We start from the raw sequence: 13,880 nt of genomic DNA, 5'->3' as shown, positions 1-13,880 counted from the left end.
ATATAATAAGGTGTAAATCATAGGACTTATGACAAAGATTGTTTATGCGCTGTTTTATGCAATATCGCTGCTGCCTTTCAGGCTGCTCTATTGCATCGCCGACTTCGAGTACTTCATGATGTATTACGTCATCAAGTACCGCAGAGGCATTGTGCGTAAGAATCTCACCACCTCCTTCTCTGAGAAATCAGAAGAAGAGATTATTGACATCGAGAAGAAATTCTACCGCTGGTTCAGCGATTACTTCTTCGAGGCAGTTAAACTTCTGAGCATCAGCGATAAGGAACTTCGCCGCCGATTCAAGGTATATAACAGCGAAGAAGTGGAACAATGTTTCCAGGAAGGTCAGGATGTGGCAGCCATCCTCGGTCATTACTGCAACTGGGAGTGGCTCTCATGTGTAGGCATCGAACTGCCCAAAAGCCGCATCATGGGCCTCATCTATCATCCACTGTACAATAAAGCTTTTGATGAACTCTTCAAGCGCATCCGCTCTCACGAAGAAAACGGAGTGCCTGTCCCAAAGAAGGACATCCTCCGATATCTCGTAGACTACAAACGCAAGAATATCCGCAGCATCTTCGGCTACATCAGCGACCAGGGCCCCAAGTGGGAAAACATCCACCTGTGGCTTCCTTTCCTCAACCATCCCGAAACCCCAGTGTTTACTGGCGGCGAGAGAATTATGAGGAAGATGAACGATGCCGTGTTCTATGTAGAGATGTCTCGCCCTAAGCGAGGCTACTATACAGCAACCTACAAACTCATCACCCGCAATCCGAACTCCCTGCCGGAGCACGAGATTACCCGTCGCTTCTTCCAGATGCTGGAAGAAACCATCCGCAAGAATCCACCTTATTATTTATGGACACATAACAGGTGGAAGCGAACCAAGGAGGAGTTTGACAAGCGATATGAAGTGGTAAAGGGGAAAGTAATTCCTATAGAATCATGAGAATGCGAAAAGGCATGATTATTATCTGATATAGATATTATCCTTTTGGCACCTCAATATAAGCCGACAAAAAAAATGCAGCGCACTGCAATTCTCACGAATTGTCGAAAGAAAAATGCAATGCGTTTCGTTTTTCTCGCAAATATTTCATATCTTTGCAGCGTAATTCATTTTTTCTACTTATGATAGAACGTACAGAGTATATGTCTCTTCTGGAAAGATGGAGAGACAAGAGAATAATAAAAGTGGTGACTGGTATCCGTCGTTGCGGCAAGTCATCTCTCTTGAGGATGTTTCGTGAGAAGCTTCTTGTTGAAGGCGTGTCTGATAATCAGGTGCAAGAGCTCAACTTTGAAGACTTAGACAATGAGCCATTCCTCAACTATAAGGCTTTGTATTCTCACGTCAAGAAGAATCTCTGTTCAGGAAAGATGAACTATCTCTTTTTGGATGAGATTCAGATGGTAGATGGATTCCAAAAGGCGATAGACAGTTTATTCTTATTAGATAATGTAGACATCTATGTGACTGGCTCCAACGCCTATCTCTTGTCAGGAGAAATTGCAACCTTGCTTACAGGCAGATATGTAGAAATCAAGTTATTCCCATTCTCTTTCAATGAATATCTCCAATCGATGCCCTCTGACACGAACCTTGAGGCGGCTTACCGTGAATATATCGAGAAGAGTTCATTCCCTTATGTCTTGCAAATCAAAAACGACCGCGAGATGGTACGTGAATACCTTAGGGGGTTGTACAATACGATAGTACTGAAAGACGTGGTGAGTCGCAAGAAGATAACGGACGTCATGATGTTAGAGAGCATTGTTCGGTTTCTTGCCGATAATATTGGCAACATTTCCGTCATCAAGCGTATCAGCGACACGATGAATTCTTTGGGAAGAAAAATCACTTCGCATACTGTTGAAAACTATATCTCTGCCTTAACGAACAGTTATATCTTCTATTCTGTTCCGAGATATGATGCCAAGGGAAAGCAACTGTTGAAGACAGGACAAAAGTACTATCTTGCGGATGTTGGTTTACGCAATGTCATCAATGGTACCAAGGGAGGCGACTTGGGGCATGTATTGGAGAATGTCGTCTATCTGGAATTGGCGCGCCAAGGCGGAGAAATCTATGTTGGCAAGGTAGGTGATGCGGAAATTGATTTCGTTGTTATTCAAGGTGTACGGAAATCTTATTACCAGGTTTCACTTAGCGTAAGGAATGAGGATACGATGAAACGAGAATTGGCTCCCCTGCAATCTATACCAGATAATTATCCCAAATATCTGTTGACGCTTGACAATGATCCACAGATATTCCATGACGGCATCAAGCAGCAATATGTATTAGACTGGTTGAGACAGAAAGAATAAAAGACAAGATGGATACGAGTAATGCAAATGGAGGAAATTGAAACATTCATTTTAAATGATCAGAATAAGAATGAGAAAGATTAAGATAAATCCTAAATACGAATATCTGAAAGACTTCCTAGAGAGCATCCCTGATGTTTTCGAGAAGGAAGGACGTGTGATTTATACGGGGCGCAACCTCATCAAGGTACTTACTGCACCAGATGGAACACAGGTTAACGTAAAGCGCTTTCATGAACCACATGGACAAAACAAACTCATTTATTCCTGGAATATCAGGAAGCCAAAAGGTCAACGGGCATTCGAATATCCTATGATTCTGAAAAGAAAAGGTATCAATACTCCTGAACCTTTAGCTCTCATTGAAGAGCGTAACTTTCTGAATATCTTAGGATATAGCTATCTTATCACAATCCAGTGTGACTACGGTCATACACTCTATGAGGTGGCAGACGCTAAACCGGAAGAATATAAATATCTGGCAAAAGCCTTAGCCCATTTCGCTGCAGACATTCATCTGCATGAAATCCTCCATAAGGACTTTACACCAGGCAATATTCTCTGGAAACAAGATGAAGAAGGCTTCCATTTCATGCTGGTAGATATCAACAGAATGAATTTCGGACCAGTAAGCGAGAAGAAAGGACTTTATAATCTCAGAAGATTCTGGGGGCCAAAAGAATTCACCCGTATCTTAGTAAGCGAATATGCCTTGCTGCGCAACATAGATACCGACAAGGCTGTAGCCTATGTGATGAAAGAACGGGCTAGGTTCTGGACCAAATATGGAAAGAAGCACGAAATTCCATTCCAGCTAGAATTATAGTTCAAATACATCTCACTTCAAAACTATTGAATATGGAACAAAAAAGACTCTGTTATATTAGCCGCAACTATTATAATCTGACAAGCGCCGGCAATAAAGCAAAAACAGACAACGAGGATACGCTTGCAGAAATGGGAGCCATCAATCTTGGCTTACCACGCACAATCAGGAATAGCAAGATATTGGCTTTCTTCCTAGACTTAATAGGCGTCATCCGTGCCTGTATCTTACTCCAGAAAGACGATGTGCTGTTCTTGCAATATCCTGTCAAGAAGTATTTTTCGTTTCTCTGCCATGTAGCTCATCTGAAAGGAGCCAAAACGGTTTCCCTGATTCACGACCTCGGTTCTTTCCGCAGAAAGAAGCTTACCATCCAGAAAGAGATAAACCGTCTTTCGAATAGTGACTACATCATTGCATCAAACGAGAAGATGAAAGGATGGCTCAAAGAGCATGGGTTACAGAAGCCAGTTGGTGCCCTGGGCTTATTCGACTATCGTTCTGAATCAAAATGCTCGGAAGAAGTAACAGAAAGAGAACAGGTAAAGGTTGTCTATGCCGGAGCCTTGAGTATGAAGAAGAATTCATTTCTGATAGAACTTTCCAAGACATTGAGCCATTGGCAATTACTGGTTTGTGGAAACAAAGAAGGTCTACAAGGCTTGCAAAACAATCCTCTGATTACCTATCAGGGCTTTGTACCATCAGAGGAGTTTATCAAGCATATAGATGCCGACTTCGGACTGGTATGGGACGGCGATTCTCTTGACGGATGCTCGGGAGAATACGGGCAATACCTGAAATGGAATTCTCCTCATAAGGTATCCTTCTACCTCCGTGCCGGTTTGCCGCTCATCATCTGGAAAGAAGCTGCCGTAGCTCCTATCATCGAAGAAGCTGGAGCAGGTATAACCATCCGTTCGCTGGAAGAGCTGGATGACAAACTTGCCAATCTTACCCCGGAACAGAAAAAGGAGATGAAAAAGCAAGCGGTAAATTTGGCTCAGAAGCTGAACAAAGGTGGGTTCCTGACAAGAACATTGAAAGAAATCAAATTTTAATAAGAATAAAGCTAAAGAAGGAAGTAATAATAAAAGTGTATGGATAAGATTTTTACGATAATCATACCTACTTATAACATGAGTGAGTATCTTGATACTTGTCTAAAATCATTGATTATCGAAAGCAATCTATTAGAGGTTCTTATTATCAATGATGGAAGCAAGGACAATTCTTTGGATATAGCTAAAAAGTATGAGAAAAAATATCCACATATATTTAGAACTATAGATAAGCCAAATGGCAATTATGGTTCTTGCATCAATCGTGGACTAAAAGAAGCGACAGGAAAATATGTTAAAGTGCTAGATGCTGACGACAAATTCAATACTGAGTCTTTAATGAACTTGGTAGATATTGCCTCAAAGACAGATGTTGATGCATTTATAACAGACTTTTCCAAGTCTCATGTAAATGGCAAAGAAGATTATGTGACTTTTAACTTGCCAGGCAACCAAACATTGCAATTTACAGACTATTGCTGTCATAAAGACATCATCAATCTTTGGATGCACGCCATTACATACAAACGCGAGAATCTGTTAGCTATCAATTATAAGCAAACTGAAGGTATTTCGTATACTGACCAAGAATGGATTTTTATGCCATTAACTACAATCAGAACGTTTAAGTATGTACCGGGAGTTCTCTACATATACACATTAGGTCGTGAAGGGCAGACCATGTCTAACACATTCTCGGCAAAGCATTTCAAGGATAATATCATATGTACGAGCCACATCTTAGACAGTTATGCAACACTCACCAATGTGAACTCTGCAATAAAAGATATGCTGGTCGAGAAATTGTTTAAAAGAATAAGATACATATATAAATTCTATTTATTGAAGTGTCAACAGCCAGATTACACGATACTAACAGAATTAGATAAAAAACTAGAGATTACATGTCCAGAAGTATATGAACGTTCTAATCATATTATCATGAGTAGCCCACTCTTGTTATACAAATATATCAAGCATTGGCGCTCCAATCCAAACAGTAAGTTATTACAGTTTATGATAAAAATATACAAAGGCAAAAAATCTCTCAAATAATAAAACAATGAAGATTTCACTAATCATATCCACGTATAATCGCCCCGAGGCTTTACGTTTGAGCCTTATGAGCGCAAAAGTTCAGACACGTATACCTGACGAAGTAATAATCGCAGACGATGGTTCTAAAGAAAATACAAGAGAACTTATAAAAAACTTCGCCAAAGATTTCCCATGTCCAATTCTCCATGCATGGCAAGAAGATAAAGGCTTTCGCCTGGCAGAGTCTAGAAACAATGCTCTTCGCATGGCCCATGGAGACTATATTGTGTTTATTGACGGAGATATCATTATGGAGCGCCATTTTATCGCAGATCATGAGCGCTTAGCTGAAAAAGGATATTTTGTTATAGGAAGTAGAGCTTCTTTAAAAAATAAGCTCACCCTTAAGCTTATCAAAGAAAAGAAGATAAATATCTCGTTTTATACTAAAGGCGTAAGACGGAAAGAAAATGCCCTATGGCTACCTTTTCTCACATTTTGGACAAAAAACCTTTACCACAAGCGTCGCTTCTATGGCAGAGGAGCTAATATGGCTATGTGGTTTGAAGATTTGCGTAAAGTAAATGGCTTCGACCAGGAGTTAATAGGCTATGGGTATGAAGATTTCGATCTTTTCAACCGTCTTTTCAATATTGGTCTAAAGCGAAAGTATGCAAAGTTCCAAGCTATAGAGTATCATCTCTTCCATGAAAGAGATAGCATTTGCAGCGAAAATGAACGCTACTTTCTTAAGGATATGAAAAGAACAAGATGCAAGAAAGGATTAAAAGAAATAGAATAACGATTTAAAATAGAAAGAAATGATTAATACGCCTTCATTTTTGTTATCAATTATAATTCCATCCTATAACATGGAGGAATATATTGGAAACAATTTAAAAAGACTTGTTGCCACACAGCACTTAGATAAAATAGAAATTATTGTTGTCAATGACGGCAGCAAAGACAACACATCTGCTATTGCACACGAATACCAACAGCAATTTCCACAGAACATTATTGTTGTTGATAAAGAGAATGCACATTATGGTTCATGCATAAACAAGGGATTAGCACTTGCTCGCGGAAAATATTTCCGGATTCTCGATGCTGATGATTTTTTTGAACCTGATGCATTAGACGCATTTGTTGAAAAACTGGAAACTTGTGATGCTGATCTTGTTGTTACACTCAGAACAGAAATAACAATAGACAAAAACGGAAAGGAAAAAATTAAAAAGTTCCCTATTGCCAATATTGAATACGGAAAGGTTTATGAGGCCTCAAGTTTTGTAATCACAGATTATTCTAAAAAAGTAGAATTCAACATGCATAGCATGACTTACAAGAGTAGTATTTTGCATAAAGTAGGTTTAGTACTTCCTACAGGAATCTGCTATACGGACCTGCTATATTGCCTTATACCTTTAAGTTCGATCAAAGACCTTATTGTATATGATATATATCTATATAACTATCTTGTAGGAAGAGAAGGAAATAGTACTAACGCTATAGCCTTAAAGAAGAACTTTTCTCATATTACAAAGGTACTTACATTGATGTTTGAATATCTCGATGCGCAAAAACAAGAATGTCTGACTCCAGCTATCAGACTCAATCAACTTAGATATATTGACGAAGCCGCAATTCTTTTTATGCAAAGCTTAAGATTCAATAAGCATATCAAAAAGGAAGATTATTCTAACATCACCGTAGTAATGAATTATTGCAGAAAATATGAAATAATAAATAAGTATATGAAGAAATATTATTTCCGTATATGGCAATTATTTAATACACGATTCTCGTTAAATTGCATGTTAGGCTGGTATGCCTTTACGCACCCATTTAGAAAAATATAACTTAGTCTGCACTAGTATGAAGAAATATGATTATCTTATAGTTGGCTCCGGTCTCTTCGGAGCCACATTCGCCCACCTGGCTCATAAACAGGGAAAAACTTGTCTGGTGATAGATAAGCGACCACATCTCGGTGGCAATATCTATTGCGAAAACATAGAGGGCATCAACATACATAAGTATGGTGCCCACATCTTCCATACATCCAACAAAGAGGTGTGGAACTTCGTTAACTCTATCGTTGAGTTCAACCGCTACACCAACTCGCCTGTGGCAAACTACAAAGGCAAACTCTATAATCTGCCTTTCAATATGAATACCTTCTATCAGATGTGGGACGTAACCACACCAGCAGAAGCACAGGCTAAAATTGATGAGCAGAAGGCAGAAGCCGTGGCTAAGATGAAGGCAGATGGCGTAAGCGAGCCTCGCAATCTGGAGGAACAGGCTCAGGTGCTCATCGGTAAAGATATCTATGAGCGTCTCATCAAGGGATATACCGAGAAGCAATGGGGACGAAAGTGTACAGACCTGCCAGCCTTCATCATCAAGCGACTGCCGGTACGCCTCATCTTCGACAATAATTACTTCAACGACAAGTATCAGGGAATCCCTATCGGTGGATATAACAAACTCATCGATGGTTTACTTGAGGGGGCAGATACAAAGGTATCAGTTGACTTCTTTAAAGACGAGATAGAACTCCCAAACGGCAACAAGGAATTGCTGAAAGATCATTGGAAAGAACTTGCCTCTAAGCTGGTTTTCACTGGCAAGATAGACGAGTTCTACAACTATCAGTTTGGTAAGCTCAACTATCGCACCGTCCGTTTTGAGCTGGAAACCATCGACTGCCCTAACTATCAAGGTAATGCCGTGGTAAACTATACTGAGCGCGAAGTACCATATACCCGAGTGATTGAGCACAAGCATTTCGAAATGTTCGGAGCAGAAGTCTATGAGACCCCGAAGACGGTTATCTCCAAGGAATATTCCACCGAATGGAAAGATGGCATGGAGCCATACTATCCGGTAAACGACAAGGAGAATTCTGAACTGTATACCCAATATAAGAACCTGGCAGACCAGGAAGAAGATGTTATCTTTGGCGGCCGCCTTGCCGAATACAAGTATTATGACATGGCACCAATCATAGAGAAAGCATTGGCTATGTTCAAATAAAGCTATTCTGTAAAGCCCCTTCTACATTCGGAATATATTGGCTCAGGAGAGGTTGCCCGTAGATGGATAACCTCTCCAGAGCTACTTTAGTATTATAGAGAAAACCATATTGACTACAACGCCCAAAGAAACGAAAAGATTTTTCTCTTATTTTTCTTCTGATACATTTTGAGGAGTTGAATAATCCTTTGTCATCATCTCGTAAACGAGCTTAAACCATATCAGCACGCAAGGCAATGCCTTCAAGGCGTAAGGCTGCACGTAGTTCTTGCGAATGAAAGCAGGGAAAAGATCGGATGGCGACATGCTCGTCAGGATGAAGGCAAACACCATCAGCGCAACGTCCCAGCGGCTGCGCTTCCAAGGAGCCGTGACATACCAAAGTGCCACGCCCAAGAGGGCGATAATGTAGGTACTCGACTCGCTGCCCGTGCTGAACAGAACCACAAACATCAATACCGATGCCAGGAAGGCATAGCGGAAAGCGAGATTGCCATACTGCCTGATGCGAAGATACGGATAACAGAACAGCAATACACCTGGCACTATCAACCAAAGATCAGAATAGGTAGATACATGAGATATCTTACGTACTAAACCCAGCAGCGATTGATTCTGCATATTGGAAAACATATTCTCCATGTTCTTGCCCGCAAGGCTGACGTGCCACTCCTTATACTGGTCGATGATATACTCAGGACTGGTTATCGCCATAGGCAAGACAAAGAACAGGACAGCCCATCCTATCAATGCTGCCACAAACTTAACCTTGTGCTTGGAGAAGAAGAAGAACGCCAAACCCACGATACCATAAAGCTTCACAAAGGTTCCTATCATGATAAAGCAGGCTGCCGTAATATCTTTCTCTTTCTCTATGCAATAGAACGATGCGATGATGATGGCGGCAATGATGATGTTAAACTGACTCATAAACAATGCCGTGAGCAGCTCATGGGCACAGAACCAATAGCAGAATATCTGCTTGCCCTGACGCAACGGCAGCTTGCGTATGGCAACAAACAGAGCCAGCACCATCAACACTTGCCAGAAAAATAATCCCAGCGGATGGGGCAACACGGCAAAAGGTGCGATGATGATGCTGAAGAACGGACCATAGTGGTTCGAATCGAAAAACTCCGAAGGATACTGGGCATACAATGAAGTCTGATTCCAAGCATGCCAGAAAACATACTTGAATATCAAGAAGTTATTGCACTTGTGAATCTTGATCAATGCAGACACCACACCTAGAATCAACCAGAGCCCCAGCAAGGTGCGAGGGTCGCTGAAGAAAGGGCGACCGAAAAAGTGCCTGATACCTGCTAGCCACTGGCTATTCTCCATTTTTGTACTATCCATTCTATCTGTCTTGTTATGAATTACTTTATTTAGGGGGCAAAATTACGCAAATTCCACGTAATTAGCAAATAAATCCATATTTATTTTGAGAAATCAGTTTTTTAATATACCTTTGTCCCAATAATTAAAGAAAAAACAAAATGATGAACATAGGATTCGATGCAAAGAGAGCGGCGCAAAACCGCACAGGACTGGGCAACTACAGCCGATTCGTGATTAGAATACTGTCGGAGCAATTCGCCAGCAATTCTTACCATCTGTATACCCCTAAGCCTCATCGCATGCCCTATCTCGGAGAGATACCCACGCTGAAGAAGCTCTCCCTGCATTTTCCACCCAAAGGCATCTGGAGCAAGATGCGGTCCATCTGGCGTGTATGGGGAATGACCCACGACATCCAGCAGGATGGCATCAACATCTTCCATGGCCTCAGCAACGAACTGCCGCTCAACATCGGCACACCCCAACAACGTGAGACAAAGCTGGGAGAAGACAGATGCAAATACCTAGTTACTATCCACGACCTCATCTTTATCCACACCCCACAGTATTATCACTGGATAGACCGAAAGATATACAACTATAAGTTTCGACGTGCCTGCCAGTGCGCCGACCGCGTGATAGCCGTAAGCGAATATACCAAGCAGGAAATCATGCACTACTATCACACCCCAGAGGAAAAGATAGACGTGGTGTACCAAGGCTGCGACCCTGTCTTTGCCCAAGACATTGAGTCCAGCAAACAGGAAGAGGTAAAGCAAAAATACCAACTGCCCGACCAATATGTGCTCTACGTAGGAAGCATCGAGGAGCGCAAGAACCTGATGCTGGTGGCAAAGGCTATGGCAGAAATCAACCAAATGGCAAAAGCCAATGAGGAAAAGTGCAATATAGCCAAAATCCATGTGGTGGCTGTAGGCAGAAAAACCCCTTATGTAGACGAGATACAAGCCTACCTCAAGGAGCAAAGCATTGAGCATCTTTTCCACTTCCATCATCAGGTACCTTACGAAGACCTGCCATCCTTCTATAAGCTGGCACGCAGTTTTACCTATCCTTCTCGCATCGAAGGTTTCGGCATCCCCTTGCTCGAAGCCATCACAAGTGGCATACCTACCATCGGATGCACAGGGTCTTGCCTGGAAGAGGCAGGAGGACCTGGCGGAATCTATGTGAATCCCGATGATGCCCAAAGTATGGCAGAAGCCATCGTGCGCACTTGTACCGATGAGCAACTGCGCCAAGACATGATAAAAGCCGGCAAGACTTATGCCCTCAACTTTACAGACGAGAAACTAGCCTGCGACTTAATGAACACATACGAAAAGTTATAAGGGGTCACCTGCAAAAGCGTGTGGATGCAGGTGATCCCAATTATGTTTAGTACCTTTATCCCTCATACACAATAATACATTAACATTTATTATTCATCTTTCATGCAAGATTATATTAACAAGAATGTTATAACATATAAAAAGAAAATAAATATCATTTATACAAGATAAAACAGTTATGAATACAAAACAATTGAAAATTGTAACAGGAATAGCTATTATGGTTCTAATCGCATCTATCATTCCCATATTATGGATTAGCCAATACTTACATCCCTTTGGTGATGATTATGTATTTGGTGCAGAAGTCTATAAAATCTGGAAAGAAACCCACTCTTTCCCTGCCTGCATCCAAGCTGCTTGGAATGTAGCTATGACCATGTATCATACATGGCAAGGCACCTATTCAGCCTGCTTCCTTATGGCACTACAGCCTGGTGTATTCGGACAATATTGGCTTGGTCCAATCATCTTACTATTCAGTTTGGCGGGGTCAACCTATACATTATTATATATGGTGATGAGGAAGTTACTCCATTCTTCCAAATTGGAGTATCTGTTCGTTTCAACCCTCTTCGTACTGATGACAATCCAGTTTACATGGTCATACTACGATGCATTCTTTTGGTACAATGGAGCAATGTACTACACCTTGTTCTATAGTTTATCACTTACTCTTGCATCCTTACTCATTTGTTATCAGCAGGTTGATTCAAAATCCAAGAAAGCAATTATTGGGGGGGCATCCATTATTCTGTCTATCATCATTGCTGGCGGAAACTTTGTTTCCGGACTTGGTATGGGAGCAATTCTATTTGTAGCCATCATCATCATGAAGCTGGAACAAAAAAAATGGCCAAACTTTTATATGACCATTCTCGCTATCTATGGCATCGCCTTCCTCTTCAGCGTACTGGCACCAGGCAACGCTTTCCGACAAGTAACAATAGAGAGTAAACCAAATATCATCACTGCATTTTTCATGGCAATAGGAAAGAGCTTTGAGTTCTTATCAGACACACTCAGTATTACTCAGTTTTTGATGATAGCACTTCTTGCACCCACAATTGCAAAGATGGCAAGCAACTCACGATTCAAGTTCTCGCATCCATGGCTATGTATTATAATTACAGTTACTCTCTATAGTTCTTTCTTCTTTGCCCATTGCTATGCTATGGGGACAAGAGGACCTGGAAGAGTGCAGAACATCTATTCATATATTCACTTATGGCTTATATGCATCAACCTCTACTACCTTTCTGGAGCTATCCTAAGAAAGACAGAAGCAAAGGCTCCCTTGAGTTCTGCCATTGTCAACGTTGTAAGGACATCACAAAAGAAATACGCCAAATCCTTGCGTTATATGCCATACTGTGCTACAGTTATCTTGATCTTATCTGTAAGTATCAAACCAAGAACGACCAATAGAATTGTCTCTCTTATGTTAAAAGGAACTGCGATGAAATTTGATAAGGAAATGAATAAACGCGAACTGGCACTCAAAACAAATACACAAACAATCCTGACATTGAAGCCTCTCACGGTAAAAATGCCTTCGGATGCGTTTAACGACATAACGATTTATCCAGGATATTGGATTAACCAGGGAATGGCTCGTTACTATGGTAAAGAAAAGATAGTTGCCTCGTCTGCCATAAATATGCAGGAATCGCCAACAATGCTTCTTAGACGTTGCAAAAGGGACGTAGGCCCTGGTAACTTGAAATTTGTATATTTCAAATAAAGTCATCCAATTATACATGATATACAATAACGGCAAAAGCCTTATCTTCATCTCTTGAAAGAGAAGAAAATAAGGCTTTTGCCGTTATTGTCTTTTCCTTATAATTCCAGTTTAAACTTAATAGGATGCTTCTTGCCATAACGAGTCCAGAACTTGGCGTATTCCGAAACCAGGATTCGGAATTACTGACTTATGGACTTATGAAACACCCTCTTGAATAATTATACCCTTTCTTCGATAAAGTATCGAGGACGGCGCTTTACCTCGGTATAAATCTTGCCGATATAGACACCTGTGATGCCTACACCCATGGTGATGATGCCATCGATACTGAAACTCAGCATCTTGGTAAACGGATACTTGCTCTCACCTGCCTCGCGTGCCTTGCGGTCGTAATAGACGAATCCCTCCCGGAACCCCAACTGGCGGACGATGGCCCTAAGGAAGAGATTGCGCTCGGAGTACTGCATCAGCGCCTTCAGGGTGCGGTTGGTCATCATGCGGAAGTCGGCATGATTATACACCGTATCCTTATCCACGCTCTGCATCAGCTTATAGAAAGCCTGGGCGGTGAATCGCTTGAAGAAGGTATCGGTCTTACGCTCCTTGCGCACACCATAGATGATATCCTTGCCTTTCTGCACCTGCTGAACCATATTGATGATGACATTCTCATCATCCTGCAGGTCGGCATCGATACTTACCATCGCATCGCAATGATCCACAGCCGCCTCCATTCCTGCCCAGAGCGCATTCTGATGTCCCCGGTTATGAGATAACTTGATGCCGTGTACATACCTGTGCTCCTTGGCAGCATCGGAAATCATCTGCCAGGTACGGTCACGACTACCATCGTCAACAAGGAGCAACTCCGTGTCGGCGTCTGTTTTTACCTTGATGGTCTTGATCAGATTGCCAAGCACCTCCAGGGCATAGCGGATGCCCTCGCCAAAGTAACTGCCAAAACTCATCTGATAGAGCAAGCCCGGCTCATAGGCATAGATGCGACTGGCGAAAGTAGATATGAAAGCGACCCATATTACCTGCCAGCCTCAACCAATGCCAGCCCAAGTGCTGGCATCTAATCTTTGATAAAGTTTCATAAATAAATGCCACTAACATATCGACTTTCAAGAATA

At 41.6% G+C, this 13,880-nt stretch carries 12 protein-coding genes; 10 read left to right on the top strand and 2 right to left on the bottom strand.

What is annotated here, in order from left to right; translation table 11 throughout:
• The first annotated feature begins 28 nt into the window (after positions 1 to 28).
• The 8 genes from RCO84_RS14000 to glf all read left to right on the top strand — a co-directional run bounded on the left by RCO84_RS14000 (position 29) and on the right by glf (position 8,304).
• Positions 29 to 955, top strand: coding sequence for a lysophospholipid acyltransferase family protein (locus RCO84_RS14000; protein ID WP_317585422.1), 927 nt, complete (start codon positions 29 to 31; stop codon positions 953 to 955).
• 182 nt (positions 956 to 1,137) lie between these two features.
• Complete coding sequence (locus RCO84_RS13995) at positions 1,138 to 2,337, top strand: ATP-binding protein (protein WP_317585421.1); 1,200 nt, start codon at positions 1,138 to 1,140, stop codon at positions 2,335 to 2,337.
• A gap of 70 nt (positions 2,338 to 2,407) precedes the next feature.
• Complete coding sequence (locus RCO84_RS13990; RefSeq protein ID WP_144153545.1) at positions 2,408 to 3,163, top strand: lipopolysaccharide kinase InaA family protein; 756 nt, start codon at positions 2,408 to 2,410, stop codon at positions 3,161 to 3,163.
• Positions 3,164 to 3,195: 32 nt separating this feature from the next.
• Positions 3,196 to 4,224 carry a galactofuranosyltransferase gene (locus tag RCO84_RS13985; protein WP_317585420.1) on the top strand — a complete coding sequence of 343 codons (1,029 nt, stop codon included), beginning with the start codon at positions 3,196 to 3,198 and terminating at the stop codon, positions 4,222 to 4,224.
• Positions 4,225 to 4,263: 39 nt separating this feature from the next.
• Positions 4,264 to 5,280, top strand: coding sequence for a glycosyltransferase family 2 protein (locus tag RCO84_RS13980; protein ID WP_144153541.1), 1,017 nt, complete (start codon positions 4,264 to 4,266; stop codon positions 5,278 to 5,280).
• A 7-nt stretch (positions 5,281 to 5,287) separates the two neighbouring features.
• Positions 5,288 to 6,064 (top strand): glycosyltransferase family 2 protein, encoded by a 777-nt coding sequence (locus RCO84_RS13975; RefSeq protein ID WP_144153539.1) that lies wholly within the window; start codon positions 5,288 to 5,290, stop codon positions 6,062 to 6,064.
• Between the two features lie 19 nt (positions 6,065 to 6,083).
• Complete coding sequence (locus RCO84_RS13970) at positions 6,084 to 7,124, top strand: glycosyltransferase family 2 protein (RefSeq protein WP_317585419.1); 1,041 nt, start codon at positions 6,084 to 6,086, stop codon at positions 7,122 to 7,124.
• 16 nt (positions 7,125 to 7,140) lie between these two features.
• Positions 7,141 to 8,304 carry a UDP-galactopyranose mutase gene (glf, locus tag RCO84_RS13965; RefSeq protein ID WP_144153535.1) on the top strand — a complete coding sequence of 388 codons (1,164 nt, stop codon included), beginning with the start codon at positions 7,141 to 7,143 and terminating at the stop codon, positions 8,302 to 8,304.
• A 147-nt stretch (positions 8,305 to 8,451) separates the two neighbouring features.
• Here the strand turns inward: glf and RCO84_RS13960 are convergent, their stop codons facing one another.
• Complete coding sequence (locus RCO84_RS13960; RefSeq protein WP_260849670.1) at positions 8,452 to 9,663, bottom strand: glycosyltransferase family 87 protein; 1,212 nt, start codon at positions 9,661 to 9,663, stop codon at positions 8,452 to 8,454.
• 143 nt (positions 9,664 to 9,806) lie between these two features.
• On the opposite strand from RCO84_RS13960, the gene RCO84_RS13955 reads away from it, so the two are divergent.
• Complete coding sequence (locus RCO84_RS13955; protein WP_144153570.1) at positions 9,807 to 10,997, top strand: glycosyltransferase family 4 protein; 1,191 nt, start codon at positions 9,807 to 9,809, stop codon at positions 10,995 to 10,997.
• Between the two features lie 178 nt (positions 10,998 to 11,175).
• Positions 11,176 to 12,741 carry a DUF6056 family protein gene (locus tag RCO84_RS13950; protein ID WP_144153533.1) on the top strand — a complete coding sequence of 522 codons (1,566 nt, stop codon included), beginning with the start codon at positions 11,176 to 11,178 and terminating at the stop codon, positions 12,739 to 12,741.
• Between the two features lie 221 nt (positions 12,742 to 12,962).
• Here the strand turns inward: RCO84_RS13950 and RCO84_RS13945 are convergent, their stop codons facing one another.
• The gene (locus RCO84_RS13945) at positions 12,963 to 13,712 is read right to left on the bottom strand and encodes a glycosyltransferase family 2 protein (RefSeq protein WP_144153531.1); all 750 of its coding nucleotides are present in this window, start codon (positions 13,710 to 13,712) and stop codon (positions 12,963 to 12,965) included.
• Positions 13,713 to 13,880 lie beyond the last annotated feature (168 nt).

Source organism: Segatella copri (assembly GCF_949820605.1).
Classification (GTDB): Bacteria; Bacteroidota; Bacteroidia; order Bacteroidales; family Bacteroidaceae; genus Prevotella.
Note: the sequence above shows the minus strand (reverse complement) of the source record. Positions and strands in the feature narration are given on the sequence as shown.

Bases quoted from the DNA above. Each gene is read 5' to 3' on its own strand.
- RCO84_RS13985 (WP_317585420.1), top strand. From the start codon at position 3,196: ATGGAACAAAAAAGACTCTGTTATATTAGCCGCAACTATTATAATCTG.
- RCO84_RS13950 (WP_144153533.1), top strand. From the start codon at position 11,176: ATGAATACAAAACAATTGAAAATTGTAACAGGAATAGCTATTATGGTT.
- RCO84_RS13960 (WP_260849670.1), bottom strand. From the start codon at position 9,663: ATGGATAGTACAAAAATGGAGAATAGCCAGTGGCTAGCAGGTATCAGG.
- RCO84_RS13970 (WP_317585419.1), top strand. From the start codon at position 6,084: ATGATTAATACGCCTTCATTTTTGTTATCAATTATAATTCCATCCTAT.
- RCO84_RS13980 (WP_144153541.1), top strand. From the start codon at position 4,264: ATGGATAAGATTTTTACGATAATCATACCTACTTATAACATGAGTGAG.
- RCO84_RS13945 (WP_144153531.1), bottom strand. From the start codon at position 13,712: ATGAGTTTTGGCAGTTACTTTGGCGAGGGCATCCGCTATGCCCTGGAG.
- RCO84_RS13955 (WP_144153570.1), top strand. From the start codon at position 9,807: ATGAACATAGGATTCGATGCAAAGAGAGCGGCGCAAAACCGCACAGGA.
- RCO84_RS13995 (WP_317585421.1), top strand. From the start codon at position 1,138: ATGATAGAACGTACAGAGTATATGTCTCTTCTGGAAAGATGGAGAGAC.
- RCO84_RS14000 (WP_317585422.1), top strand. From the start codon at position 29: ATGACAAAGATTGTTTATGCGCTGTTTTATGCAATATCGCTGCTGCCT.
- glf (WP_144153535.1), top strand. From the start codon at position 7,141: ATGAAGAAATATGATTATCTTATAGTTGGCTCCGGTCTCTTCGGAGCC.
- RCO84_RS13975 (WP_144153539.1), top strand. From the start codon at position 5,288: ATGAAGATTTCACTAATCATATCCACGTATAATCGCCCCGAGGCTTTA.
- RCO84_RS13990 (WP_144153545.1), top strand. From the start codon at position 2,408: ATGAGAAAGATTAAGATAAATCCTAAATACGAATATCTGAAAGACTTC.